Genomic DNA, 26,008 nt, shown 5'->3' on the forward strand with positions numbered 1-26,008 from the left:
CCACAGGCCCCGTCGGTCATTCGAGGACGCCGAGCTCGCGTTCCAGCCACGCGCGTTCGGCGTCGATCTCGGCGTCATGGATGGCGATGACGGCGCGACGGTATTTGTCTTCGACCTTGTCGTTGTCGATGGGGCCTTCGCCGTCGCTGTACAGGCGCCGCACGTCGGCTTCGGCAAGCGAGTCGAGACGTCGGCGCAATACGGCGCGTCTGTCGTCCTCGTCGGGAATGACAGACAGGAACGACATGACGACCGCCCATTTGGTGATGTTGGTGAGCATATATCCGCTCGTGCCCTTGAGTTCCTCGACAAGCGCCTCGCGGCCGGCGGGTTCGAGGTGGAATTCGCGCAGCCGACGGCCGTTGACGACCGTGTAGGTCTCGCCGATGTATCCGGCCTTGACGAAGCGTCCGGTGACGGCATGGAGCGTGCCGTCGGAGACCGCCTGCATGTATCCCTGCAGTTGCTCCATCTTCTTGCGCAGCCGGTAGCCGCATGCGGGACCTTCGGTGAGGAACCCCAAGGTCATCAGCTCTATCGTGTTCATCATGCCCACCATGATATCTCTCTTCGAGATATCTCGAAACGACACGCCGACGGCGAACACCTGTCACCAGACTCCCCCGTCGCGGAATTCCGCCATTCTGCAGCCTGTCATACATTGATTCGATATATCTCAGCTTGAAATATATCAATACCTCGAATAGAGTGATGACCAGCGCCAGGGCGACGGGAACCCCAATCGAGGGCCGCCGCCGGAGGCGACAAGCGGACAACAGCAACCACACCGCGCATCCACCCCGGACGCACGGCACGACGAAAGGAAAACCACCATGAGCAACATCACCATCTTCGGCGCGGGCAACATCGGATCCGCCGTGGCGGGCATCGCCGCCAAGGCCGGCGCGGCCGTGCAGGTCATCGACCGCAACCCGGACAAGGCCGCGGCCGCGGCCGAAGGCGTCACCGGCGCCAAGTTCGGAGAGGCCGTCACCGGCGACATCGTCGTGCTTGCCCTGCCGTTCCCGGCCTATGAGGAGGTCCTCGCCGCCTACGCCGACCAGCTGGCCGGCAAGACCGTGGTCGACGTGTCCAACCCGATTGACTTCACCACCTTCGACCTGGCGCTGCCGGAGGGCGCGAAGTCCGCCGCCGAATGGCTGGCCGGCAAGCTGCCGCAGTCCAAGGTCGTCAAGGGCTTCAACACCACCTTCGCCGCAACCCTCGCCTCCGGCGTCAACGACGGCGCCCCCACCGTCGTCCAGCTCGCCTCCGACGACGATGCAGCCAAGAAGTCCGTCGCCGCGTTCATCGAGGCCGCGGGCCTGAAGACCGTGGACGCCGGCCCGCTCAAGCGCGCCCAGTACCTCGAGGGCTACGGCGCCCTGCAGATCGTCCTCGGCGTGACCGAGCAGACCCCGTGGACCGGCGGCTTCAAGGTCGTCAAGTAAGCGGCCATCCGCGCAGAAACGGCTGGGCCCCGACGCGATACGGTTCGCGTCGGGGCCCAGCCGTTCGTCATGAGGGAACGCGGAAACACACCTATGCTTCGATGCCGAGCATCGAACGCAGCCATTCGAGTTCGGCCGCGACCTGCGCGTCATGCACGGTGATGAGACCGCGGCGGTACGGGTCGTCGATGTGGTCGATCGACAGCGGGTTGCCCGCGTCGCAGTAGAAGAAGTGCACGTCGCCGCCGGACAGCAGGTCGTAGCGGCGGCGCAGCACCGCGTCGCGGTCGGCCTTGTCCGGTACGACGGACAGGAAGGTGAGCACGACGCGCCACCGGTTGAAATCGGTGAGGATGAAGCCGTCCGCGGTTTTCAACGCCTCGACGAGCGCCTCGCGGCCGGCCGGCTCCAACGTGAACAGGTGGCGCTGGCGACCGTCGCGCACGTCGGTCTGCTCGGAGATGAGCCCGGCCTTGGCGAGACGGCCGGTCGCCGGGTAGATGGCGCCGTCGCTGAACTTGCGCATGTCCCCCTGCAGCTGCTCCATCTTCTTGCGCAGCTCGTAGCCGCACATCGTCTTCTCGGACAGGAATCCGAGAATCATCATCTCGATCAGGCTCATACCCTCAACTCACCTCGTTTCGACATACTCACGCCATGATAGCGGCCGGCACGGATGCCCTTCGCCTGCGGCGGAGCGGGACGCCCATCCGCTCGAATTCAGCGCAACACCTTGCCGAGGATATGACGCATGAACGGGATGGTCGTGGCGAACGTGAGGATGTCCGCCACCGACTGGGCGGCCTCGACGCCGGTCACGCCGAGGAAGTGCGGCAGGATGAGCACGATCGGCGCCAGATAGAGGCCGGTGCGGCACACGGCAAGGAACGAGGCGATGCCGGTCTGCCCCAACGTCTGGGAGATCATGTTGCCCATCATGTTCACGCCGTTCAACACCACCGTCACGCATTCGAAGTGCAACGCGGCGACGCCGACGGCGACCACGGCCGGATCAGAGCGGAAGACCTCGACCAATTGCGGCGCGGCCACCCAGATGACGACGCCCAACACGAGCAGCACGCATGTGGACAGCTTCACGCAGAACCAGTAGGCCTCGCGCACGCGCGCGAACTTGCCGGCGCCGTAGTTGTAGCCGCACACCGGCTGGAAGCCCTGCCCGAGGCCGATGATGACCGAGTTCGCGCCGAGCATGATGCGCATGACGATGGCCATGCCGGCGATGGCCGCGTCGCCGAACGGGTTGGCGGCGATGTTCACGCACGTGGTGGCGATCGAGCCGGCGCCCTGCCGGATCAGCGAGGGGAGACCGCCGCCCGCGATCTCGCGCAGGAGCAGCGGGTCGGGACGGCAGTTGCGCAGCGACAGCTTCAATACGCCGAACCGGGCGCTCATCACGGTGAGGATGACGAAGCTCACCGTCTGGCAGATGCCGGTGGCGAGACCCGCGCCGAAGATGCCCATCCGCAGGACGAATATGAACAATGGAGCGAGCAGGAAGTTGAGCAACGCGCCGGAGACGAGGCCTACCATGCCGAATGCGGACTGGCCCTGGTAGCGCAGCAGGCCGTTCAGCGCGAACGAGCCGCATACGCACGGAGCGGCCACGAGGATGGGCGTCAGATAGGTGACCGCGTACGGTGCGATGGTCGCGGTCGAGCCCAGCGCGACGACCAGCGGGCGCAAGGTGGCGAGGCAGACGATGGTCACGACGAGTCCGGAGAGCACGGCGCCCGCGAATCCGATGGCGAGCAGCTTGGAGGCGCGCTCGTCGTTGCGTTTGCCGAGCTCCCGGCTCATCGAGTTGCCCGCGCCGTTGCCGAAGAAGAATCCGAGCGCCTGCAGGATCGTCATGATGGAGAACGCGATGCCGATCGCGCCCGATTGGGAGGTGCCCAACTGGCCGATGAAGAACGTGTCGGTGAGGTTGTACGCGGTGGTCACCAGATTCGATACGACCGCCGGGATGCACAGACGCAGAATCAGCGGTTTGACCGGTTTCTCGGTCATCTCATGGTATTTCGCGTCGGCGGTCGCGCGTCTGATCTGCTGTATCTGGGGCACATCCGGACACTGTACTCGCCCATCCGCACGCTTCGGGGGACGCGGCTCACCGTTCGGCTGCGCCGGATTGAAGACCATCCGGACCTCCACGTCCAATGCCCGCATCCGCACGTCGCCCATGCCCGTCATGCATGGCGACGTGTGACGACGCTCACGCCGCGGGGGCATGCGCGCGGACGGAAAGTCGGGGATAATCAGTCATGACGGTCGAAGTGGGAGCCGTCACACACTTGTATCAAGGGGTTCGACACCATCATGACCATCGCAACGAAGCGCATCACCACCATCATCGTCGCGTTCATCGCGGCCTGCATGCTCGTCATGGGGCTCGCAGCCTGCGGGTCCCCCGCGGCGCCGGCGCCGTCCACGCCTTCCTCCCCGTCCGGGGAATCGTCGAAGAGCGGGTCGACGGACGACGACGATTCGAATGATGACGACCGGGACGACGACGATCAGGACGATCAGAACGACGACTCCGACGATCGAAATGACGATGATCGGGACGATCAGAACGACGACGATCAGGACGACCAAGACGACGATTCGAACGACGACGATCAGGACGATCACTCGGATGACGATTCGGACGACGACCAGGACGACCACGACGACGACTGATCGCCGTCTTCCTCATCCCGCGGCAACGCCGACGGGATGAGGAACGTCGCCGATTCGCCCCGACAAGCCCTACCGCAGATACCGTCCCGTCACGCTCTCCGGGTTCGCGGCGACGTCCTCCGGTGTGCCGGCGGCGACGATGCGGCCGCCGGCCGCTCCCCCGCCGGGACCCATGTCGATGATCCAGTCGGCGTTGGCGATCATGTCGAGGTCGTGTTCGATGACGACGACGGTCGCGCCGCTCGCCACGAGCCGGTCGAACACGCCGAGCAGGACGCGCACGTCCAACGGGTGCAGGCCGATGGTCGGTTCGTCGAACACGAACACGGCGTCAGACTGCACGCGCCCCATCTCGCTGGCGAGCTTCAGCCGCTGCGCCTCGCCGCCGGACAGGGCGGGTGTCGGCTCCCCCAACGTGAGATAGCCGAGGCCCAGATCATGCAGCGTCTCCAGCCGCGCGTGCACCTTGCGCATGTCGGCGGTCGCGTCCAGCGCCTCGTCGACGCTCATCGCCATCAGCTGCGGCAGGGTGAACGCGCGTCCGTCCTTCGCTACGCGCCGGATGGACGCCGCGGCCGGCGCGTAGCGCGAGCCGCGGCAGTCGGGGCAGTCGATGCTCACGTCGGGCAGGAACTGCACGTCGAGCGAGATCGAACCCGTGCCGTCGCACGTGGGGCAGCGCAGACGCCCGGTGTTGTACGAGAAGTCACCGGCCTTCCAACCGGCCGCCTTCGCCTCGTCGGTGCGGGCGAACGCGCGACGCAGGTCGTCGTGGACGCCCGCGTACGTGGCGACGGTGGAACGCACGTTCGCGCCGATCGGCGTCGCGTCGATGAGGTTCGCACGCACGATGCCGGGCGCATCGATCGCATGCACGTGTGATGGAAGCGCCGGCGACGACGCGACATCGCCCATATCCGCACCGACGGTACCGGCACCGTCCGCACGGACGGCGTTCGCGCGCAGCGCGGGAATCAGCGACTCCAGCACCATCGTGGTCTTGCCGGAACCGGACACGCCCGTCACCACGGTGAGCCGTCCGCACGGCACGTCCACGACCAGCGGCTTCACCGTATGCAGCGGCCCGGTCTCCATGTGGATCGCGCCCACCTCGAACATGCGCGACGCATCGACCCGCGGACGCACCCGCTTCGGACCGGTTTCGTCGAGGAACGGCGCGATGCGGCTGCCCCGCTCCCCCATGGCCGCCACGTCGGCCACCGTGCCCTGCGCGATCACATGCCCGCCGCCGGCGCCGGCGACCGGCCCCATCTCGATGAGATGGTCGCACGCCTCGAGCACGCGCACGTCATGGTCGACGACGACCACCGTGTTGCCGTCCGCCACGAGGTCGTGCATCACGCCGATCAACCCGTCCACGTTCGCCGGATGCAGGCCGATGGACGGCTCGTCGAGCACGTACAGCACGCCGGTGGTCCGGTTGCGCACGGCACGCGCCAACTGGACGCGCTGACGTTCGCCGGTGGACAGCGTCGCGCCCGCACGGTCGAGCGCAAGATAGCCGAGGCCCAACTCGAGCAGTCGTCTGGCCACATCGAGGAACGATTCGACGATGTTCGTCGCCATCGGACGCATCGGCTCCGGCAGCGTACCGGGCACGTCGCGCACCCACGCGACGACCTCGTCCAACGTCATCGCGCTCGCTTCGGCGAGATTCACGCCGCGCACGCGGGGCGCGCGGGCGGCCTCGCTCAGACGCGTGCCGCCGCAGTCGGCGCACGGCTTCTCCTCGAGGAAGCGTGCGACGCGCTTCAACCCCTTCTCGTCCTTGGCTTTGGCGAGCGCGTTCTCGACGGTGTACACGGCGTTGTAGTAGGTGAAGTCGAGTTCGGCGAAGTCGTCGCTTTTCTTCGACCGGTAGAGGATGTGCTTCTTGACGGCGGGCCCGTGGAAGACGATGTCGCGCTCCTTGTCCGTGAGTTCGCGGAACGGCACGTCGGTGCGCACGCCCATCGCACGGCACACGTCCTTCATGAGGTCCCACATGAGCGAACCCCATGGGGCGACGGCGCCTTCGTCGATGGTCTTCGATTCGTCGGGCACGAGCGCCTTGAGGTTCACCTCGCGCACCACGCCGGTGCCGGAGCAGGTGGGGCATGCGCCCGCCGAGTTGAAGGCGAGCGATTCGGCGCCGGGACCGAAGAACGTTTCGCCGCATTTCGCGCAGCGGATGGGCAGTTCGGCGGCCACGTCGAGCGTGGGTTCGTGGCGTGCGCCGCAGTGCGGGCACACGTGCGCGCCGCAGCGGGAGAACAGGAGCCGCAGGCTGTTGAGCAGTTCGCTCATCGTGCCGAACGTGGAGCGCACGCCGGGCACGGCGGGACGCTGGTGGAGGGCGAGCGCGGCGGGCACGTGGCGCACGTCGTCGACCTGCGCGCGTGTCGCCTGGGTGAGCCTGCGGCGCGTGTATGTGGACAGCGCCTCGAGGTAGCGGCGTGAGCCTTCAGCGTAGAGCACGCCCAATGCGAGCGAGCTTTTGCCGGATCCGGAGACGCCGGCCACACCGGTGAGCGCATTCAACGGGACGTCCACGTCCACGTTCTTGAGATTGTGGACGCGTGCGCCGCGCACCTCGATGGCCGTGGGTGCATGCCACTTTCCCGCGTCGATCCGTTCCTTCGACCGCATGTCCGTCCGTTCGTCTGCCATGCGGCCCATTGTAGATGCCGCATGCGGCGCGCAGGCGAGCGCACGTCCGGTGCCGGTCCGCTCACGAGGTGTGCGCGTGGATCTCGTATGACGCGTATGCGGGCAGGTCGTAGGTTTCGATGGAGAACGCGCGGCTCGTCCCCTTCGCCGGTTTGGCGACGTACTCGTTGCGTCCGAATATGATATGTCCGTTCTTGTCGCGCAGGACGAGCGTGACGATGATGTCGTCCGTGTATACGCCTTTGCCGTTGTCGTCGTCGCGGTCGGTCGTCACCTCGCCGGCGAACGTGACGCCGCCGAAGTCCGTTCTGCGTTCCTTCACGTCGTGCACACGGTACGATTCGGCGCCGCCCGTGTCGAGAAGATCGTCGGAGGCGGGCGTCCCGACCGCGAACTCGACGGTCGCGGGTTGCTCCCCGTCGCCGCTCTGCCCGCTGAAGTATGCGGTCTCGCCGGCGAAGACGAGCGGGAAGGTCGGCATATCGGAGAACATGACGGAGCCATCCTTGTCCCTGCCGGTGATGGTGACCCGCGGGAACCGGACGGCGTGCGTCGTATCCGTGTTGCGCAGGACGAGCGCGTATTCCACGTACCCGTTTTCCGCGGACCAGCCGGATTCGACGAGTTCGAGCGGGTTGTGCGCTACGGCGTCCGATCCGCCGGCCGTATCGCCACCGGTCGTGTCGTCGCCGGAAGACGTGTCTCCGTCGCCCGTCGAGGGCCGCGACGTCGTCGGCGACGTGGCCGTGACGTCGTTTCCGGCGGAGACAAAACGCATCGCCGCGTATCCGACGCCGCCGGCGAGCAGGAGCGCGACGAGACCGGCCGACGTCCACGCGACGACGCGGCGGGAGGCGGAAGCACGACGAGCGACGCCGGTCGACATGTTCGCGCCATCGGTGACGGCACCATCGGTGGCCGTCGGCGGCATGGGCACCGTGAACGGGACGGCGGCCGCCTGCGCCGTGCCTTCCGTACCGTGTTCCGCCTGCTCCAAGGCGTCACGCAACTCATGTACGGTCTGCATGCGCGCACTCGGCTCGAACGCACACGCCTGGGCGATGACGGCGCGCAACGCGGGCGGCGACGCCGTGTCGTCGGCGAGCACACGGTCGTACACCGTCACGTCGGACGGGTCCACGCCGGTGAGCATGAAGCCGAGCACGCGCCCGATCGCGTACACGTCGGTGCGGGCGTCCGTCGGCGCGAAGCCGTACTGTTCCGGCGCCGCGTACCCCCATGTGCCGAGCGCGGTCGTGTCGCGTGCGCGCGCCACGTCGCCCGCGACGGTGCCGGCGCGTTCGCGGGCGATGCCGAAGTCGATGAGGTGGGCGCCGTCCGCGGAGACGACGATGTTCGTGGGCGTGACGTCGCGGTGGATGATGCCGTGCGCGTGGAGTTCGCCCACGGCCTCGCACAGTTGAAGGGCGATGGCCGTCGCCTCGGGCGCAGCGAGGCTTCCGTGTCCGTCCACGTACCGTTCGAGCGTGACGCCGGGCACGTAGTCGTAGACGACCACGAACCGGTCGGGCAGTTCGTAGGTCGCTTCGACGCGCGGCAGGCGCGGCGACCGGCAATCGGCGAGCGTGGACCAGAGGCGTCGGCGGGCGAGACGCAGTGGGATCTTCTTGCGCACGAACGGACCTGCGCCGTCCAACGTCACGAGTTCGGTGACGCCGCCCGTGCCGTCGGCGAGCGTGCGTTCGACGCGGTAGGCGTCGTCCAGCATCATGGCGTGCAGCGTCTGCGTGTCATCCATCTGTCCGCTTCGTTCCGTGTCGGTTTCGTGTCGGTCTCGCGTCAATCCTGCGGGGTGAGCGTCGGCTCGTCGAACCGGTAGAGTTCGTCATCCGTGGCGGCGAGGTCGAGGCCGTTCTCGACGCACCAGATGATGATGGCGTCACGGCGTTGGCGACACCAGAGTTCGGAGACGCCGGCGAGACGCAGCAGACGTTGCGTCTCGCGCAGGTCGCAGCCGCAGCCGAACGCGAGGCGGATGGCATGGTCGCGCCCGGGACGGCTTTTGCCGGAGAAGACGTCGTAGACGACGGTGGGGTTGATGCCGGATGCGCGTGCGACGTCGGCGCGTTTGAGCCCATGAAGGTCCAGCAGGAAGCGCAGGTAGTCGACGAGCCGGTAGTCCTTCGGCTGTTCCTCGTCGAGGTACGTGTCGATGCTGCCGCTGGCGAGCAGACGATCCAGCAGTTCCTCGGTGAGGCGCCGTTCGCGCCCGGTGACCCGCATTCCCATGCTCTCCGTTATACCCGAGCCGTGGTGAACGGGGAAATCGATGGATTCAGTCGGCAGCTGAGGACGGCGGCGTTTGCGCATCCGACAATGGGCCTGTATCAGTGCGCCGCAACGGAAGGAAAACCAAACAGCTGATTTTAAATATTTTTGACACTTCGCAAATTTGATTACGCTTTGCTCTTGCATTACATTGATTGTCGTCGACGGCATGGCGCCGCACGCACACGGAGGGACATCATGAACGAACGTTGGCGAACCGCCATCGCAGTCGGTTTGACAGTGACGATAGCCGGACTGGTCGCCTCCGCCGTCACCATCCTGCTTCTGGAGAGAAGGAGATAACATCATGACCGATTCGAACCAGCCGACGCAGCCGATTCAGCCTGCGGCCGCGGGACAGACCACGCCGTCCCAGACGGCTCCACAGGTCACGTCCGACCAGGCGACCACCCCGATGCCGGCGGTGGTCAACCTCGCACCGTCCGCGGGAGCACCCGTACAGCCGCCGACTGCGGTGCCGCCGACCGCGGCCTCCCCCGCACAACCGCCGGCACCGCAGTCGGCGAAGAAGACCTCGAAGCTGGCGGTGTTCGCCATCATCGTCGCCGTACTGTTCCTGCTGTCGGCCTTCATGGGCGTGAAGACCTGGAGCATGCTCGTCGGCTTCACCGTGCTGCCGGCGCTGCTGTCCGGCTTCGCCGTGTACGTCACACGCAAGGACGGCAGGAGACAGGGAAGCATCCTCGCCTACGTGGCGGTCGGCATCACCGTCGTGGCGCTGATCGTCGGCGGCGTGGGCGTCGTCCGCGAGGGCGCCCGACAGAAGGCGGCCGACGAGGCGCTGGCCGAAGCCTCCAAGGTCGAATGCAAGGACATCTCCTGGCCGCAGTCCGACCTGGCGAACCAGCTGCCCAAGCCGGAATCCTCCACAGGCGAGATCGAGACGGACAGCTCGAACGTGTTCTCCGTCAGCGTCTGCGACACCACCAAGGCGCAGTACGACGCGTACGTCACGGCCGTGCAGGGCAAGGGCTTCACCGTCGACTACTCGAAGGGCGACGACGCGTTCACCGCCAAGAACGAGGCCGGCTACAGCGTCCACGTCGGCGTCAACCAGGACAACAAGAACGTCATGGACGTCAGCATCCGCGTTCCGGAACAGTCCTCCGCAACGGAAGGCTCCGATCAGTCCGGCGACACGAGCTCCTCTGAAGGCTCCACCGACCAGGGCGCCACGAACGATTCCGGACAGTCCGGACAGCAGGATTCCGGCACGACGGCCAACGGCATCCGCCCCGAATTCAAGGAAGCCATGGACAGCTACGAGTCGCTGATGAACGAATACGCGGACTTCATGGACAAGTACGACTCCGCCGGAAAGCCGGCGAGCATGGCCGCCGACTACGCCAAGATCCTCATCAAGTACAACGACGCCATGAAGAAGCTCGACGCCATCGACGAGAGCACGCTGTCCGACGAGGAGCTGCAGTACTACACGGAAGTGGTCGGGCGCGTGAACCAGAGGCTCGCCTCCGTCTCCCAGTGACGGAAGACCGCTGAAGATCGGGATAGCCCCGACGAACGATGGGGGTCAGCCACCACATGGTGGCCGACCCCCATCGTCATATCAACGGCGAAAAACCGCCGGAAGCCTCGGATGATTCAGCGACGGCCCCCGTCCGGGAACATCAGGAACGCGAGGGCGCCGGCCGCGGCACCGCTGGCGAGCGCACCGGTGACGACCGCGAGGATCCGCATCGCCGCACCCGGATCGGCATGCGTCTTCCCCTCACCGGCCGCCGGGACCACGGCCGAAGCAGGCCCCCGCATGACCGGCGTCACCTCTCCTGCCGCGTCGTCTCCGGAGGCGCCGCCCTCGGCTTGCTCCTCTTGGACGGGACGCAGCGGGTCATCGACGAGTGTGGTGATGACGCGTGCCAGATCGTGGTTGTCGTGTTCGGCGATCTCCACGTTGAACACGGTGCGCAACGCCAAGTACTGGAGTTTGCTCATCGGCGTCCTGCCGTGCTCGAGGTTCCAGATGGTCTGACGCGTCACGCCGACCTCGTCGGCAAGCTCCTGCGTGGTCCATCCGGCCACTTTCCGCACGATCGACAAGTTCTCCTGGAACCTGTCGATCCACCGGCGTTCGACTTCGGATACGGCCATGGCGACGCTCCTCCTTCCATGCTGTCACCAGCATAGCCGCAAGGATGCGGCGGAGGGGACGATTCCACGCCCGACGGCTCAGAAGCGGATGAGCGACTTGATGACCCTGCGCTGGTCCATCGCCTCGTACGCCTCCTGGATGTGGTCAAGGTCGAATTCGCCGGTGAACACTCAAGTGAGGGGACGCACGGTCCCCGTGCCGCCCCATCGCGAAGATGCGCTTCGCGATGAACATGTGGGCGACGGCACGCCGCGCAGGCCGACGCGTCGCCAGTCACTTCACGCGCGTGACGACGTCCCCCTTGACCATGAACCCCTTGCGGGCCATGTCGATCATCGGCTGGTCGAAGACGCTGTCCGTATAGAACTCGTCGATCACCGCGCCCTCCCCCAACACCTGGCGCAGGCGCTTCGGCTTGTTCGTATTGAAATTCAGATACGTCACCTCGAGCGTGTCCGGATCGATGGTGGAGGCGATGAGACGCTTCACGCCGAGTCTGCGGCACGCCTCCCCCACGGTCACATCGAACGACGCGGTGAGGATCACATCATCCGGATGCGGCTCGTACCAGGGTTTGATCTTGCGCATGTTGCGGTCCCAGAACGCGTTGACGAGCGATCTGAGCCCGCCGGTCAGGTCGTCGGCCGCCAGCACCGACGCGTCGGCGGCGAGGACGTCGCCTCCCAGACCGGCCTTCACCACGTCGTCGAACGGACGCATGCGCAGCTCGTCAAGACGTTTCGATGTGGACAGGTCCGTGAGATATCCGCGCGCCACCTTGCCCACGCCGCGCTCCATCTGCTCGAGCGTGGCGCGACCCAGCTTGTATTTGACGGCATACCGCAGCACCGGCGCGAGGTGGCGGAACACCTTGAGGTCATAGCGGGCGCTGAACAGATACAGGTCGAACAGGCTCTCCCCGTCGTAGATCGTCCCGTCGAAATCGAACACCCTCATGCAGTCCCCCTTGGCTTTCCTTCTCTCACTACCTGCATCAACTATACGGGCTCTTCGTTCGGGGCGAAGGCATCGCGACTCCGTCATACCGGGGTGGCGTGTTCGATGCGGCGTGCGCGATGCGTTATGCCGCATCACGTTTCCGCGGACGGGGGATGATTGGTACGCAACACATGATTACGGCGGCCAAGGTGTCGCGTACCACTAATCCGAGGTACACGACTCGGTCTCCGGGCCTTTCCGCGTCATGTACCAATCGCCCTATGGGGACGTGTCGCGCCGGATGCTCCAAGAACGTTGGAATTCCAGTCTTCCCACGGAATCCGCGATTGGTACGCAGACGAATCGAGGGCAGTTCGGGAGTCGTGTACCGCAGCGCGGTGGTACGAAACCATGCGGCACGTCGTTACGGCATTGCATACCACTGATTCCCGGTACATAAACGCGTTACTGAACCTTCCCGTGTTGAAACCCAACAACATCTGCCAGCCGAGGACGGGGAATGATGTCGGAAATCCGACCGGCCATCCAAGCCCGTCTCCAATCGCCATCCCACACCACAATGTGAAGATTCTGAAAGCCTTAGGCCCGCCGCCATGTTGTCCAGTGTTGTCCGAAAACGAATAAGGCCCGGCATACAACCAGTGAAGAACTGGCGGAATACCGGGCCAAACAAGCTCCTGCGGCTGGGCTTGAACCAGCGACCGTCCGATTAACAGTCGGATGCTCTGCCAACTGAGCTACGCAGGAATATTCAATTATCAACCAGCCGAACGTTACCGCCCGCTTGGAAGAAGCTCCTGCGGCTGGGCTTGAACCAGCGACCGTCCGATTAACAGTCGGATGCTCTGCCAACTGAGCTACGCAGGAATGCGTTCCGCACTCGATTTCTCTCGTGCGCACAAGACAGATACTTTACAGCATTCGTTGATATATGCAAATCAATTGCCGACACGGCATGTCGCAAGGTATTGCAACGTTTTCGAGCGCCTCCGGCTTCCAGCGTTACCCACTGCGATTCCGAACGGAATGCCGACGATTCAAGCCTGTGCCGGCTACGATGAGAGACATGAGTGAAACGAATGTCCCTCAGACACCTGTGGACGCCGCCACGACTATTTCCAAAACCGACGCCGCATCCCCCGTTCCTTCCGTGACGCCCGCCAGCCCTCTGCCCGAACGACTGGAGGCCGGCGCAAAAGCCCCGGATTTCACGCTGCACGGCATCGGCCCGGACGGTGAGGAGACCGCGGTTACGCTCTCCGACCTCACCGCGAAGAGAGGCAAGGTGCTGCTGTACTTCTATCCCGCGGCGATGACCCCCGGATGCACCACGGAGGCGTGCGACTTCCGCGACAACATCGCGCGGCTCGCCACGTTGGGCTACACGGCGCTGGGCGTGAGCAAGGACCCACTCGCCAAGCTGCTGCGCTTCCACGACCGCGACCACCTGTCCTTCCTGCTGCTGAGTGACCCGGATCTCGCCGTGCACAAGGCGTACGGCGCGTATGGCGAGAAGAAGCTGTACGGCAAGGTGCATGTCGGCGTCATCCGCTCCACGTTCGCCATCGACGGCGACGGGCGCATCCTGCTCGCCCGCTACAACGTGCGTGCGAAAGGCCATGTGGAGTCGCTGCTGAAGCGTCTGGGCTGACGTTCCACGGCCGCATATGCCGTGCGGATGGTGCATGATGGTGTTGGACGACTCTCCCGCCCGGCACGGGAGGTCTGGCCACAGAAGGGGGTTCCGCCATGTCCCATCCTCAGGTTCCGTTCGACGTTCCATATTCCACGCCGACTCCGCCTGGTCGAGTCATGTATCCCGCGCCGACACCTCCAGGCCGCACCCCGCCCCGTCCTGCTCGTTCCAGGAGCGGGCGCGCGTCCGACGCCATACTTCTCACGCTCGTCATCATCGGACTGGTCCTGTACGGCGCGCAAGCCGTGTGTTCGGGCCTGGCGAACACCCCCGGCCCGAATGCGATGTTCTGGCGTGGCATCGCCTGCTGGTCGATGCTCCTGCTGGCCGTGCCGCTCGCCCTAGGGGCGATTCTGTTCCTGCTACGTCCACGCGGCGGCGTGGCATCGCGTATCCTCAAAGCCTTGGCATGCGCGGTCGTGGCATGCGTGTTCCTCGTGTCCGGTGGAGCCCGGGTCCATGACTGGACCTTGGACCGGACGGAGGGGCCGGTCTCCGATACGGTCACGGTCCTCAGATTCACCGAGGAACGGGGAAACAACCCGAATCACAACCATTCGGATTGGCTGCTGCGCGTACGCACTTCGGATGGCGTGACGCGCGTGTGGCGTTTCGACCGGCGTCCCTGGCCGAAGCCACAGGAGGGCGAGCGGTTGGACGTGTCGTACTACCCGCGCACGGGCACCATCGAACGGCTCGGCAGGGCCAGTTGAGACTGAGACTCGGGTGTTGGGCGCACACGTCGCGCTCTTCATGCCGTTTCATGACGATGGAATCATTCCCGGTTCCACCGTTCCATCATCCCTACCGTGTCGGCCCACCATATGCGGATACGGTTCCGCGGATTCCGGCCGAACCGCTCCCCCGGCAGCGCGTGCATCCCGTGTGCCATGTCCCGTCCCAGCCCGAAGCGCCTACGCACCGTCAGCACCGCCGCCACCAGACACCCTTCCACCGCGAGCAGGAGCATGGCGCCGCCCACGCCTCCGGCCCATGGAATCACGGCATGTTCTCCGGACCCGAGCCACATGGCCACGCGTTCCATCACCTGCGTGCCCCATGACGCCACCCACGCGCATGCGGCGCCCGCGGACGGGCTCGCCCATGCCACGGCCAGTCCGGCCAGTCCGGCCAACGTGGCGAACGTCACCACCGGCGCGGTGAGCAGATTCGCGGGCACGGACCATACGGGCAGGCTCGGTTCCATGAGCACCTGTATGGGCAGTGTGGCCAGTTGCGCGGCCACGGTCATGGCGGTCATGTCCGCGAGCGCGTCGGGCAGGAGCCGGGCGAGCACGCCGGCGATGCCGCGTGCCATGAGGATGATGCCAAGCACCGCCGCGCAGGACAGGGCGAACCCGTAGCTGTATGCCAGTGCCGGCTTCGTCAGCAGCATGCCGATCGCGGTGACGTTCAGGGCGCTCAACGCCTGCGGTTGCCTGCCGAGGAACATCGCCGCGGCGCTGACCCATCCCATGACGAGTGCTCGGTCCACGCTGTCGCCGGACGCCATGAGCGCGGCGAGCAGCGCGGTCGCGCCCATGGTGGCGAGCGCGATGACGCGCCTGTCGGCCAGCAGCCATGCGCCGATGCGGCGAATCAGTTCGGCGATGACGGCGAAGTGTCCGCCGGAGACAGCCATGAGGTGCATGATGCCCGCCGTGCGGAACCGGTCCTCCAAGCGCTGCGCGTAGGTGTCGTCGATGGGCGTGATGCCTGGTGAGGTGTCGGCGAGACGGTCTTGGCCGAGCAGTCCCATGGTGAGTCCGGGGACCAGGATGCGTCCTTGCTCGGAAAGTCCTTCGGTCGCGTCGAGGAAGGCTGTCTGGACGCGTTCGCGCCATTGCTCGTATTTGGGTTGGTCCCGTATCCGTTGCGGCACGTTGCCGTCCTCCGTGACGAGCCAAAGTCGGGCCGCGCCGATTTCGGCTTGGGAAAGCGTGCCTTGGACCTGGTATGCGGCGCCGCGGCGCAGATGCGTGCAGGCGTGTCCGGAGGCGAACAGTCGTACGGTCGCCGTCGATGGTTGGATGACGGAGCCGTCCGAAAACGTGCGCAGGCGCAGGTCGGTTTGACAGTCGGCGTTCCTGTTTGAGGATGCCTGCGCGCCGCCGAGCGCCGTGCCTTCGACGGTGGCGTACGCTGCGCCGTCGCGTGCCGCAGCGGCGGCGGGGTCGGACCATGCCGTCACGTCCGCGCACCATGCGGCGTTCGCGCCGAGCAGTGCCGCCGCCACGCAGACGATGATGAGGACGCGTCCCGTCCCGTTGCGTGCGCAGACGCGTCCGACCTGCCACAGGGCGGCGACGGCGATGATGGTGAGCAGGGCGACGGACAGCGCCCAGGAGTTCGTTACGCCTGTGGATCCGTCGTCCCGACCCGCGCCACCGTCCATCATGGCCATGCCCGCGTCGAACAGGAGATGCGTGCCGAGGCATGAGCCCCAGAGGGCGAGGGCGACGGGCAGGAGGCGCCGGTCGTCGCCGCCGCGTTCGATGCGCTCACGTCGTGCGGCCCGCCCGGAACGTCTGGAACGTCCGGAACGCCCCTGTCGGCCTATGTCGGTCACGATGCGTGTCATACGCGCACCTCCGGCCGTATCTTCTCCAACGTCTTGACGCCGATGCCCGGCACGTCGAGCAGTTGGTCGACGCTGGTGAACCGTCCGATGGAGGCTCGGTAGTCGAGGATCCTCTGTGCGGTGACCGGTCCGATGCCGCTGATGGCGTCCAGTTGGTCGAGGGTGGCGGTATTGAGGTCGAGTCGCGTGTCCTGCGGCACCGTCGGCGTCTGCGCCGCCCCGCCGTCCGTACCGCCGTCCGCGGATACGCCCGCCCCTTGGGTTTCCGGCTGCGGGAGATCCGACGCATCGGCCCCTCCCCCTTCATCCGTCCCGGCTCCCTCGGATTCCCCGTCCCGTCGTTCCTCCATGGCGGAGTTCGCCGCCGCAATCGCGGCGTGGTTCATGGATTGGCGTACGAGCAGGGTGAGACTCATGCAGGTGCAGGCCACCATGACGAGCACGGCGATGAGCGCGTGCCGACCGCCGAACCGCATGCGCGGCCTGCCGTGGCGGGCGCGCGCGTCGAAATCGGGGTCCAGGTCGCCGGCACGCACGCCGGACAGCTCGCCGAGCGTCGCAAGCCGCACGCCCGTCGTCCGCTCCTGCACGGCCTCGTCGACGGCATCGACGGCGACCTCGCCGGCGGAAACGTCGCACGGACCATCATCGCCGACAACGTCGGCCTGCGTCAGTGGCCAAGGCGGATCGGCAGGCTCGGGCACCGGCGGATCCGGCGGCTTCGGAGGCACCGCGGACATCGGAGGCGGCGGCACAGGCGGCATGATACGAAAGACGTCCATGTCTCCACGGTGAGGGAGACATGGACGTCCTGGCCAGCGGATCGGACCGTTGTGTACGCGACCCCACGGAAATCTTCACATCCTCGTCCGGCGCTTACGCCGGACGAGGGTTCCCGGAGACGCGACGGTCCGTGTCCGCTTACTCGGCGGGAACGATCGAGACGATCTTCGGCGCCTTGACGATGACCTTGCGCGGCTCCTTGCCGCCAAGGCGGGCGGCGACGGCCTCGAGCGCGAGCTTCTCGAGCTCGGCCGGATCGATGTCCGGGGAGACCTCGAGCTTGGCGCGCACCTTGCCCTTGATCTGCACGACCGCGGTGACGGTGTCCTGGCCGACGTACTTGTCGTCGGCGACCGGCCACGGCGCGGCGGACAGGGACTCGGCGTGGCCGAGGCGCTGCCACATCTCCTCGCAGATGTGCGGCGCGATCGGGGCGAGCATGAGGATCAGCGGCTCGACGGCGGCGCGCGGCACGGCCTTGAGGGAGGTCAGATGGTTGTTGAGCACGATGAGCTTGGCGATGGCCGTGTTCGGACGCATGTTCTCCATCTCCACGGTCACCTCGGCGATCGTGTTGTTGAGGAGCTTCAGGGTCTTCACGTCCGGCGTCTCCTCGGAGACGTGGGCCTCGCCGGTCTCCTCGTCGATGACGTTGCGCCACAGGCGCTGCAGGAAGCGCATGCCGCCGACCACGTTGCGCGTGTTCCACGGACGGGACTCGTCGAGCGGGCCCATGCTCATCTCGTACAGGCGGAACGTGTCCGCGCCGTAGTTCTCGTACATGTAGTCCGGCGTGATGATGTTCTTGAGGCTCTTGCCCATCTTGCCGAACTCGCGGTTGGCGTGCTCGCCGTGCCACGTGAACGTGGGTTCGCCGTCGGCGCCCGCCGGGCCTTCCACGACCTCGTCGGCCGGCACGTACTGGCCGCGGTCGTCGGTGTAGGCGTACGCCTGGATCATGCCCTGGTTGAACAGCTTGTGGAACGGCTCGGCCGAATCCACGTAGCCCAGGTCGAAGAGGATCTTGTGCCAGAAGCGCGAGTACAGCAGGTGGAGCACCGCGTGCTCGACGCCGCCGATGTACAGGTCCACGCCACCTTCGGCGCCCGAGTACTTGTTGTGCTTCGGGCCCATCCAGTAGTCGAACTCGTCCTTCTCGACCATGTGGGCCGTGTCGGTCGGGTCGATGTAGCGCATGTAGTACCAGCAGGAGCCGGCCCAGTTCGGCATGGTGTTCGTATCGCGGTAGTAGGTCTTCGGGCCGTCGCCGAGGTCGAGCGTGACCTTCACCCAATCCTCGTTGCGCGAGAGCGGCGCCTCCGGGTTGGATTCGGCGTCCATCGGGTCGAAGGTGCGCGGCTGGTAATCGGGCACGTCGGGCAGGTTGATCGGCAGCGCGGAGTCCGGCAGCAGATGCGGGGTGCCGTCCTCGCCGTAGACGATCGGGAACGGTTCGCCCCAGTAGCGCTGGCGGGAGAACAGCCAGTCGCGCAGACGGTAGGAGACGGTGCCCTTGCCGACGCCGGCGGATTCGAGCCATTCGTTGACCTTGGCGATCGCGTCGTCGACGCGCAGGCCGTCGAGGGAGAGCGCGTCGCCCTTGGCCTTGGTGGCTTCGACGGAGGAGTTGATGACGATGCCGTCGTGGGAGACGAACGGCGCCTTGCCCTCGTAGTTCGCGAGGTCGTCGCCGGATTCAGGCAGCGGCTTGACGGTGTAGATGACCGGCAGACCGAACTTCACGGCGAAGTCGTAATCGCGCTGGTCGCCGCCCGGCACGGCCATGATGGCGCCGGTGCCGTAGTCCATGAGAACGTAGTCGGCGGTGAACAGCGGCAGCTTCGCGCCGGTGATCGGGTTGACGGCGTACAGGCCGGTGAACAGGCCGGTCTTCTCGCCGGCCTCGTCGACGCGGTCCTTCGCGGTCTTCGATTCGGCGGCGAGACGGTACGCCTTGACGGCCTCGACCGGGGTGGCGTAGCCGCCCTTCCAATCCTCCGGGGTCTCGGCCGGCCATGCGGCGGGCACGTCCTCGAGCAGGTGGTGCTCCGGGGAGACGACGGCGAAGGTGGTGCCGAACAGGGTGTCGGGACGGGTGGTGTAGATCTCCATGTCGCGCGTGCCGTTCGGGGTCTCGACCGCGAAGTGCACGGAGGCGCCGTGGCTTTCGCCGATCCAGTTGCGCTGCATGAGCTTGACCTTCTCCGGCCAGTCGATGCCGTCGAGGTCCTCGATGAGGCGGTGGCCGTACTTGGTGATGCGCATCGACCACTGGCGCAGCTCACGCTGGAAGACCGGGAAGTTGCCGCGCTCGGACTTGCCTTCGGCGGTGACCTCCTCGTTGGCGAGCACGGTGCCCAGGCCCGGGCACCAGTTGACCGGGGACTTGGAGATGTAGGCGAGACGGAAGTCGTTGAGGATGTCCTGCTGCTCGGCTTGCGAGAGGTCGCTCCACGCCTTGCCGTCGGACTCGTGGCCCGGGATGGCCTTCTCGCCGGATTCGAATTTGGCGATGAGCTCCGAGATAGGACGGGCGGAGCCCTTCGTGCCGGACGGGTTCGTGGCGTCCTCGTCGTACCAGGAGTCGTAGATGCGGGAGAAGATCCACTGGGTCCAGCGCACGTAGCCGGGGTCGATGGTGGCGAACGTACGGCGGTTGTCGAAGCTCAGGCCCATGCGGTGCAGCTGGCGGGACATGTTGGCGATGTTCTGCTCGGTGGTAACGCGCGGGTGCTGACCGGTCTGGACGGCGTACTGCTCGGCCGGCAGGCCGAACGCGTCGTAGCCCATGGCGTGCAGCACGTTCTCGCCCTTCATGCGGTGGTAGCGGGAGACGACGTCGGAGGCGAGGTAGCCGAGCGGGTGGCCGACGTGCAGGCCCTTGCCGGACGGGTAGGGGAACATGTCCATCGCGAAGTAGGAGGGGCGCCCCTCGGCGTTGCGGCCCTTGCCGTCCTTCAGGTCGCCGGAGACGTTGGCGGCCCAGAACGTGCCTTCGTCATCCCACTTCTTCTGCCATTTGTTTTCGATGTCCTGCGCCAGAGCGGCGTTGTAGCGGAACTTGGGTTCGGTCTCACTCATACCGCACGATAATACACGCGGGCACACCAACCACGGCCTTGAATCGTACGTATGGTGGGCATTCGGCCGCCTCCCAGGCGGCGCGCGGCCGGCGCCGGTATGATGGGGCGCGGCATACCGGCCGCATGCCGTTCGGCATACCGGCCGCATCTCACATGAACGGGGGTCTTATGAAAGGCATCATCGCGGACATCGACTGGTCGAACGTGGACCTGTCCACGCTGGAACGCGTCGCCGTATGGTACGAGGGTCTGCCGGACGCGGCGAAGACCGTGCTGACCGTCGCCGTCGGCGCGGTCGTCGCAGTCATCGTGTTCAAGATCGTCGCGAAGATCGTCAAGGGGGTGCTCGTCTCGGTCATCGCCGCGGTGCTCACGTTCCTCATCGCCACGGTGCCGGGCAACATGATCCTGTCCCAGACGTACGACCGCATCGAACAGCAGGTCACCTCGTCCGGCATCGTGCAGCAGCTGCAGCAGTGACCACGGGCGCAGGCGGGACCGCGCATGTGAGCACGCACGTCGTCCCGCCTGCGTGAGGCGTCATCGCCATCGCGAGGCGTCGCCACCTCACGCACGCACCGTCACCTCACCCCACGACGGCGTCGACCGCGTCGATGACCACGCCGCGGAACCCGTCCTTCTCGAGCTGGGCGACGCCGCGGATGGTGGTGCCGCCGGGCGAGCAGACGGCGTCCTTCATGGCGCCCGGATGCATGCCCGTCGCCATGTAGAGCGCGCCGACGCCCTCGACCATCTTCGCGGCGAGACGGTAGGCGGTGTCGCGCTGCAGCCCGTACCTGACGCCGGCGTCGCCGAGCGCCTCGATGTACATGTCGGTGAACGCGGGCGCGCAGCCGGCCACGGTCATGGCGATGCCCATGTGCGCGGCGTCGACGCGTTCGATGAGGCTGATCGGCGAGAAGAGCGCCTCGAAGGTCTCCGTCTCCTCCTCACTCAGCGTGCTGTCCGATTCGGTGACGAGCACACCCTTGCCGACGGCCATCGGCGTGTTCGGAATCGTGCACTGGAGGTGCACGTCAGGCGCGGCAGCGTCACCGGCCGAACCGGCGCCGTCCTTCGCGGCGCCCGCGAACAGCTCCCGGTATTTCGCGAGATCCCAGCCGGCCGCGATGGACACGACGAACCTGCCCGGACGGGCGAGCTCCTCCGCCAGCGGCCCAACGACCGCCTCGATCTGGTACGGCTTGATAGCGATGACGACCACGTCGGCCGCGGCGGCCACCTCCAACGGGGTGTGCAGCGGACGCACGCCGAGCTTGGCGGCGTTCCTCTCCAGCTTGTCGTAGTGGGCGGCGCACGCGACGATGCGCCCGCCGTGCACGACGCCGGCGTCGACGAGGCCTTCGGCGATGGCCTGCGCCATGTTGCCGTATCCGATGAATCCGATGGTGAGATCGGCGATGTCCGTCATATGGGTTCCTTTCCGTCTGGGCGCGGGCCACGGCCGCGCGCCGATTCACATGAGGTCGATTGTGCCGCCCGATTGTTCCGGACGGATGTCGTCATGGACCGTCAGAACAGCCGTTCCAGGTCGCCCCGGTCCAGGGCCTCGCGCCACAGGTGCCGGAACACGGTCGAACCGTGCAGGCCGTCGTGCTCGAACTCGTTGGTCACCCAGTAGTGGCTGTTGCCCACGCGGGACAGCGTGTCGAGCTGGAGCCCCGAGTCCACGTACATGTCGTCGAAGTAGACGGCGGCCTGCAGGGGCACGTCGTTGGAAGCCAGACGGTCGGCGTCGTAGATGCGGCCGAAACGCGTGTCCTCCATGAGCACGTCCATCGCCGCCTTGAACGGCCGCAGCGCGCCCTCCTGCTCGAACATCCAGGGGAACATCGCCTCGCCGGTGAAGTTGAGCGGCCGCTCCCCCACACCGAATTCGGGGTGGCGGTCGCGCACGCGCTGCGCCGCCCAGCGGATCGGCTCGTCGAGTTCGCCGTTGGCGTAGATGAACTCCTGCAGCGGCCAGTAGAGGGGGCGGGAGGAGGTGGCGTTCATCACCTTGGCGAGGAATTCGTCGGTCAACGGCGAATCCGCGTTGTCCATGGATGGCGTCGAACCGTCGCCCGAGAGGAACGCGTCGTCGAGGATCCAGTGGACGCGTTCGAAGCTGGGCTTCATGCCGAAGTCGGAGCCGAGGCATTGGAGGCGTTCCACGGTCAGCGGGTCCCCGTTGGGCAGCAGCGGGAAGCCGTGCGCCTCCATGCCGGCGATCACGCCGAGACGGCGTTCGATGGGGCTTCCACCCATCGGGTCGAGCACGCCGCCGGTGAGGCCGTCCACGAACTCGGACACCTCCTTCGCGGACGGCAGGCGGTCGGCGATCGCGGCCATGCGTGCGGCGTCCTGCGGGTAGCGTTCGTAGAACCGGCGGGTCTTCGCCGCCATGCGCGGGAACGTGTGCTCGTAGACCTCCGTGGCGTCGGCGGGCACGTGCGGGATGCCGCCGGTGGTGAAGCTGGCGTCGACGCCTTCCGGATAGAGGGACAGGTAGGTGAGGGTGAGGAATCCGCCGTAGCTCTGACCGAGCGTCACCCAGTGGCGTCCGCCGAATTCGGTGCGGCGCAGGTGTTCGAAGTCGCGCACGATGGAGTCGGCGAGGTATTTCTTGAGGTGGTCGGCCTGCGCGCGCGCCGCGGCCTGCGCGTCGTCCTCGTGCGCGGCGGCGATGCACGCCATGGTGTGCGTGTCGATGCGGCCGGAGCGCCCGGTGCCGCGCTGGTCGGGCAGGATGACGCGGAAGTGCTTCGTCGTCTCCTCGATCCAGCCGTCCGACTGCGGGCTCAGCAGGCGGGGGCCGGCGCCGCCGGGGCCACCTTGCAGGAAGACGAGCAGCGGCAGCTCGTCGTGCACGTGTTCGGGCGTGGTGACCACGCGGTAGAACAATTTGATGGCGTCGCCGTCGAATCCGCGTCCGGGTTCGTGGCCGGCCCAGTCGAGCGGCACGTCGATGGACCGGTCCTCGATGTGCAGTCCGGGCACATAGTATTCGTTCAGCAGCGTCATGGGTGGCTCCCCTTTCGTTCGTCCGTCCGCGATGTCGGCGTGTTCCACCGCCCACTGTACCCGCTGACTGCGGTCGAGTCCGCGCATTGCGCCGGCGGGCCGCGGCGCCCTTCTCGTTCCACAGCCGTTCTCGTTCTCGGGCATGATGGCGTTTCCCGCCCGTGCCGGTAGCCTTGGTGCCATGGTTGCTCGGATGGGTGTAGGTGGGTTCGCGGCGTGGGTCCGCGCGCATGTGCTGGTGGTGGACACGCTGCTGGCGGTGGTGTTGGTCGCCGTGTGCTTCCCGCTGGTGGGATCCACCGACGAGGCGACGAATCCGGGACTGCTGCTGCCGGTGACGGCGCGCGCGACGTATCTGTGGACGGTGGCGGCCGTGGTGCCGATGGCGATGCGGCGTTGGCGGCCGGAGCCCGCGGCATGGCTGTTCGTGGCGTGGTGCGTGGCCCATCTGCTGCTGGGACCGGTGGCGACGTATGCGGACGTCTACGCGTTGCTCATGCTGTATTCGGCGCTGGTGTATGGCTGGCCTTCGCATACGTTCAGGTTCGTGGCGACGGGCGCGCTCATGGCCGTCGCCGTCGCCGTGGTGTGGGCGGTGACGTTCGACTTGGGGCCCATGTTCGGAGGCTCATCGCTGCTTTCGGAGTCGTGGTCGGTGTGGTCTCCGACGGTCGATTCGCTGCCGGGATGCGTCGTGGCCGGTGGCCGGCGGCCGTTCGCCGCCTGTCTGGGCAAGACGATGGCGGATGCGGGCATCATCCTGGCTTGTGTGCTTACGTGCGTGGCGAGCGTGACCGTCATGGCCTTGTGGCAGCGTGCGCGCCGGTCCGTCGCGGAGGCCATGCGCGAGCGCAACGCGGCGATCGCGGCGCGAGAGGAGGACGAGAAGCGCATCGCGGCATTGGCGGAGCGGGCGCGCATCGCACGTGACATGCATGACGTGGTGGCGCACACGTTGTCGACGATCATCGTGCAGGCGGACGGCGGACGGTATGCGGGCGCGCATGACGCGGCGGTGGCGGAGCACACGATGGGGACGATCCGGCGTGAGGCGGAGCATGCGCGACGCGACATGGACCGCCTGTTCGACGTGTTCGGCGGGTCGGCCGGTACCGGGTACGCCGACATCCCGGTGCTGCTCGACGGGCATCCACCGGTCCCGCGACGGGTGGACGGGGATGCCCGTCCGGAGCGGCTCTCCCCCGATGCGGACGCCGCCGTGTTCCGTCTCGTGCAGGAGGCGTTGTCCAACGTGCGCAGGCATGCGGGCGAGGGCGCCCACGCGACACTCGAGGAGACGTGGGGCCCGGACGTGCTGCGGATCGTCGTCCGTGACGACGGCGTCGGGGCCGCCGCCGCGGACGGTCACACGCCCGGCTACGGTCTGGTGGGCATGCGCGAGCGCATCGCCGCCGTAGGCGGTCATGTGGATGCCGCGCCCGGAGTGGACGGCGGGTTCGTCGTGGATGCGACCGTGCCGCTGGCGCCGTCGCGGCGGATGGTGCGAGAGGACCAGAGTGATGCTTCCGCGCCGCGGATGCTCGTGCGACTGTCGACGCTGTGGAGGCCGCACGGCGTCGCCGACGGGGATTCCGTCACGGCCGGCGCAGGTCCGCGGACGGGATGGGTCGGCCGTGCGTCGCGATGGGCGCAGCGGCATTATCTGCTGGTGGACATGGCGACGGCCTTTGTGTTCGTCGTGATGCTGCGTACCGCGACATTCCGTGACACCGGTTTGTACGCGACCGGGTTCGCCCCGTTGGCGGTGCGTCGCGCGTTGGCGACGATGCTGACGGCGGTGTTCCTCCTGCCATACGCGCTGCGTCGCAGGTTCCCGGAGGCTGCGGCGGCGGCGATGGCGGTCATGTGCGCCGTGGAGCTGCTGACGATGCCCGACATCCTCACGGTGAGCGTGCTCGCGTTGGCCTCCGTGCATGCGGCGGTGCTGTACGGCCGGGACGTCGCCGTGCATTGGGTGCTGGCCGCGGTGCTGGCCGACTCCTGGCTGTTCGGCGTCAAGGTCGCGGCCGGATGGGACGGGTACCGCACCATATCCGCAGCGCTGACGGAGCTCGCGTACGGCATCCCGCCGGCCTGGCTGCCCGCCTCCCTGGTGGCCGGCGGCATGATGCTGCTGATGTGCGTGGCGTGCATGGTGATGGCCGAATGGCGTCGTTCGGAAGGGTCGGACGTGCTGGTGCTGCGCCAACGCGAGGAGGCGCTGCGCGCCGAGGAGGCCCGCCAGAAGGTGCTGGCGGCGAACATGGAACGGGAGCGCATCGCCATGGCCATGCGCGCGGAGGTCGCCTCGACGCTGGACGCGGTGGCCGCCCGCGCCGATGAGGGCCTTGCGATGCTCGCCGGCGATCCGCGTCCCTCGCCAGAGCGCATCGCCGCTTCGTTCGCCGGCATCGCCTCACAGGGGCGCGGAGCGCTGGCGCATATGCGCGGGCTCCTCGCCACACTCCGCAAGACCGGGTTCAGCGACGGGACGCATGCGGGAGACGCCGCGGAAGCGCCGCTCTCCCCCGCGGCGCTGTTGGACGAGCAGCTCGCCGGCTCCCACACCCCGGACGGAGAAGATTCAGGGAGGATTCAGGGTTTCGTTGCACCCGACGGGCCACGGTGACCGGGTATGGT

General features: G+C 66.9%; 19 protein-coding genes, 2 tRNA genes and 1 pseudogene. 7 read left to right on the plus strand and 15 right to left on the minus strand.

Annotation, left to right across the window (positions count from 1 at the left end; genetic code table 11):
- Positions 1 to 16: 16 nt before the first annotated feature.
- A complete protein-coding gene (locus tag KIH78_RS01480; protein WP_236034327.1) occupies positions 17 to 550 on the minus strand; it encodes a PadR family transcriptional regulator in 534 nt (177 codons plus the stop codon).
- 265 nt (positions 551 to 815) lie between these two features.
- Between KIH78_RS01480 and KIH78_RS01485 the strand changes: the two are divergent.
- Positions 816 to 1,451 (plus strand): annotated as a pseudogene (locus KIH78_RS01485) (NADPH-dependent F420 reductase); the annotation flags it as partial.
- 91 nt (positions 1,452 to 1,542) lie between these two features.
- On the opposite strand, the gene KIH78_RS01490 reads toward KIH78_RS01485, so the two are convergent.
- Together KIH78_RS01490 and KIH78_RS01495 are read right to left on the minus strand one after the other, a co-directional pair.
- The gene (locus tag KIH78_RS01490) at positions 1,543 to 2,073 is read right to left on the minus strand and encodes a PadR family transcriptional regulator (RefSeq protein WP_219130930.1); all 531 of its coding nucleotides are present in this window, start codon (positions 2,071 to 2,073) and stop codon (positions 1,543 to 1,545) included.
- A gap of 98 nt (positions 2,074 to 2,171) precedes the next feature.
- Positions 2,172 to 3,533 carry an MATE family efflux transporter gene (locus KIH78_RS01495; protein ID WP_219130931.1) on the minus strand — a complete coding sequence of 454 codons (1,362 nt, stop codon included), beginning with the start codon at positions 3,531 to 3,533 and terminating at the stop codon, positions 2,172 to 2,174.
- A gap of 255 nt (positions 3,534 to 3,788) precedes the next feature.
- Here KIH78_RS01495 and KIH78_RS01500 point away from each other — a divergent pair, with 255 nt between their 5' ends.
- Positions 3,789 to 4,151 carry a hypothetical protein gene (locus KIH78_RS01500; protein WP_219130932.1) on the plus strand — a complete coding sequence of 121 codons (363 nt, stop codon included), beginning with the start codon at positions 3,789 to 3,791 and terminating at the stop codon, positions 4,149 to 4,151.
- 69 nt (positions 4,152 to 4,220) lie between these two features.
- Here KIH78_RS01500 and KIH78_RS01505 read toward each other — a convergent pair whose 3' ends face one another.
- The 3 genes from KIH78_RS01505 to KIH78_RS01515 all read right to left on the minus strand — a co-directional run bounded on the left by KIH78_RS01505 (position 4,221) and on the right by KIH78_RS01515 (position 9,065).
- Positions 4,221 to 6,800 carry an excinuclease ABC subunit UvrA gene (locus tag KIH78_RS01505; protein WP_219131001.1) on the minus strand — a complete coding sequence of 860 codons (2,580 nt, stop codon included), beginning with the start codon at positions 6,798 to 6,800 and terminating at the stop codon, positions 4,221 to 4,223.
- Between the two features lie 82 nt (positions 6,801 to 6,882).
- Positions 6,883 to 8,580: a serine/threonine protein kinase gene (locus KIH78_RS01510; RefSeq protein WP_219130933.1), complete on the minus strand. Its 1,698-nt coding sequence runs from the start codon at positions 8,578 to 8,580 to the stop codon at positions 6,883 to 6,885.
- Between the two features lie 41 nt (positions 8,581 to 8,621).
- On the minus strand, positions 8,622 to 9,065 hold the full coding sequence (locus KIH78_RS01515) for a helix-turn-helix domain-containing protein (protein ID WP_219131002.1): 444 nt from the start codon (positions 9,063 to 9,065) through the stop codon (positions 8,622 to 8,624).
- 352 nt (positions 9,066 to 9,417) lie between these two features.
- Here KIH78_RS01515 and KIH78_RS01520 point away from each other — a divergent pair, with 352 nt between their 5' ends.
- The gene (locus tag KIH78_RS01520) at positions 9,418 to 10,617 is read left to right on the plus strand and encodes a DUF6591 domain-containing protein (RefSeq protein ID WP_219130934.1); all 1,200 of its coding nucleotides are present in this window, start codon (positions 9,418 to 9,420) and stop codon (positions 10,615 to 10,617) included.
- Positions 10,618 to 10,733: 116 nt separating this feature from the next.
- On the opposite strand, the gene KIH78_RS01525 is transcribed toward KIH78_RS01520, so the two are convergent.
- From KIH78_RS01525 to KIH78_RS01540, 4 genes are all read right to left on the minus strand, one after another.
- Positions 10,734 to 11,240, minus strand: a complete 507-nt coding sequence (locus KIH78_RS01525; RefSeq protein ID WP_219130935.1) for a helix-turn-helix domain-containing protein — start codon at positions 11,238 to 11,240, stop codon at positions 10,734 to 10,736.
- Between the two features lie 274 nt (positions 11,241 to 11,514).
- A complete protein-coding gene (locus KIH78_RS01530) occupies positions 11,515 to 12,198 on the minus strand; it encodes an HAD family hydrolase (protein WP_219130936.1) in 684 nt (227 codons plus the stop codon).
- Between the two features lie 677 nt (positions 12,199 to 12,875).
- Positions 12,876 to 12,948: transfer RNA gene (locus tag KIH78_RS01535), tRNA-Asn, on the minus strand.
- A 47-nt stretch (positions 12,949 to 12,995) separates the two neighbouring features.
- Positions 12,996 to 13,068 (minus strand) — tRNA-Asn (locus KIH78_RS01540).
- Positions 13,069 to 13,267: 199 nt separating this feature from the next.
- On the opposite strand from KIH78_RS01540, the gene KIH78_RS01545 reads away from it, so the two are divergent.
- Positions 13,268 to 13,852, plus strand: a complete 585-nt coding sequence (locus KIH78_RS01545; RefSeq protein WP_219130937.1) for a peroxiredoxin — start codon at positions 13,268 to 13,270, stop codon at positions 13,850 to 13,852.
- A gap of 290 nt (positions 13,853 to 14,142) precedes the next feature.
- Positions 14,143 to 14,610 (plus strand): hypothetical protein, encoded by a 468-nt coding sequence (locus KIH78_RS01550; protein WP_219130938.1) that lies wholly within the window; start codon positions 14,143 to 14,145, stop codon positions 14,608 to 14,610.
- A gap of 62 nt (positions 14,611 to 14,672) precedes the next feature.
- Here KIH78_RS01550 and KIH78_RS01555 read toward each other — a convergent pair whose 3' ends face one another.
- From KIH78_RS01555 to leuS, 3 genes are all read right to left on the minus strand, one after another.
- Positions 14,673 to 16,478, minus strand: coding sequence for a ComEC/Rec2 family competence protein (locus KIH78_RS01555; RefSeq protein ID WP_219130939.1), 1,806 nt, complete (start codon positions 16,476 to 16,478; stop codon positions 14,673 to 14,675).
- Complete coding sequence (locus tag KIH78_RS01560; protein ID WP_219130940.1) at positions 16,475 to 17,260, minus strand: ComEA family DNA-binding protein; 786 nt, start codon at positions 17,258 to 17,260, stop codon at positions 16,475 to 16,477. Before KIH78_RS01560 ends, KIH78_RS01555 begins: the two co-directional genes overlap by 4 nt.
- A 139-nt stretch (positions 17,261 to 17,399) precedes the next feature.
- Positions 17,400 to 20,342 (minus strand): leucine--tRNA ligase, encoded by a 2,943-nt coding sequence (gene leuS, locus KIH78_RS01565; protein WP_219130941.1) that lies wholly within the window; start codon positions 20,340 to 20,342, stop codon positions 17,400 to 17,402.
- Positions 20,343 to 20,512: 170 nt separating this feature from the next.
- Between leuS and KIH78_RS01570 the strand changes: the two genes are divergently transcribed.
- Positions 20,513 to 20,824: a hypothetical protein gene (locus KIH78_RS01570; protein WP_214314870.1), complete on the plus strand. Its 312-nt coding sequence runs from the start codon at positions 20,513 to 20,515 to the stop codon at positions 20,822 to 20,824.
- 106 nt (positions 20,825 to 20,930) lie between these two features.
- Here the strand turns inward: KIH78_RS01570 and proC are convergent, their stop codons facing one another.
- Together proC and KIH78_RS01580 are read right to left on the minus strand one after the other, a co-directional pair.
- Positions 20,931 to 21,776, minus strand: a complete 846-nt coding sequence (gene proC / locus KIH78_RS01575; RefSeq protein WP_219130942.1) for a pyrroline-5-carboxylate reductase — start codon at positions 21,774 to 21,776, stop codon at positions 20,931 to 20,933.
- Positions 21,777 to 21,877: 101 nt separating this feature from the next.
- Complete coding sequence (locus tag KIH78_RS01580; RefSeq protein ID WP_219130943.1) at positions 21,878 to 23,368, minus strand: alpha/beta fold hydrolase; 1,491 nt, start codon at positions 23,366 to 23,368, stop codon at positions 21,878 to 21,880.
- A gap of 193 nt (positions 23,369 to 23,561) precedes the next feature.
- Between KIH78_RS01580 and KIH78_RS01585 the strand changes: the two genes are divergently transcribed.
- Positions 23,562 to 25,997 carry a sensor histidine kinase gene (locus tag KIH78_RS01585; protein ID WP_219130944.1) on the plus strand — a complete coding sequence of 812 codons (2,436 nt, stop codon included), beginning with the start codon at positions 23,562 to 23,564 and terminating at the stop codon, positions 25,995 to 25,997.
- The last annotated feature ends 11 nt before the right edge of the window (positions 25,998 to 26,008 follow it).

Source organism: Bifidobacterium saguinibicoloris (assembly GCF_019331725.1).
GTDB classification, from domain to species: Bacteria; Actinomycetota; Actinomycetes; order Actinomycetales; family Bifidobacteriaceae; genus Bifidobacterium; species Bifidobacterium saguinibicoloris.